General features: G+C 71.0%; 2 protein-coding genes. Both read left to right on the top strand.

The annotated features are described in order from the left end of the window. Positions 1 to 182 (top strand): helix-turn-helix domain-containing protein (locus tag KBX53_RS35245; protein WP_305798020.1); only part of this gene is annotated, 182 nt, incomplete at its 5' end. Between the two features lie 266 nt (positions 183 to 448). Then, positions 449 to 572, top strand: a 124-nt coding sequence (locus KBX53_RS35240; protein ID WP_210864064.1) for an aldehyde dehydrogenase, incomplete at its 3' end; no start/stop codon positions are given.

Below are 572 nucleotides of genomic sequence, written 5' to 3'. Positions count from 1 at the left end.
TGCGCCTGGAGCACCGGCAGGCGTCGCTGGAGGAGCTGGGGGCGCTGGCCGACCCCCCGCTGACCAAGGACGCCATCGCCGGGCGGATCCGCCGGCTCCTGGCGCTGGCCGACAAGCGGGCCCGGGACCTCGGCATCCCGGATACGGAAGCAGCCGTCACGCCCGACATGCTCGTGGTCTGATAGGACGGTGGGGCCGCACGGTGCGTCCGGGAGCACGACCCGGCGCAGCGTGGTCTCGCACGCTCGGATAGGGTCGCTGAGTACGGCAAGGGGGCCGACACCGGCCTTTCTCGTCGTGCCCACCGCCTCGGGCGGTCAGGTCCTCAGACCGCGCGGCGGGGTGGCCGAGATGAACCGTCGACGGCCGGCTCCAACGGTCGGCGCACACCATTCCCGCCGGCCCGTTGTCTGAAGCCGGCGGACCAGAACGCGAGGAGATGGGACCTGTGACCATCCGGGTTGGCATCAACGGCTTTGGCCGAATCGGCCGTAACTTCTTCCGGGCAGTGCTGGCGTCCGACGCCGACATCGAGGTCGTGGCGGTCAACGACCTGACCGACAACGGCACGC

The sequence above is a fragment of the Micromonospora sp. M51 genome (genome assembly GCF_018070305.1).
GTDB classification, from domain to species: Bacteria; Actinomycetota; Actinomycetes; order Mycobacteriales; family Micromonosporaceae; genus Micromonospora; species Micromonospora parva.
The sequence above is the reverse complement of the archived record's forward strand: the minus strand, read 5'-3'. Positions and strand labels throughout refer to the sequence as shown.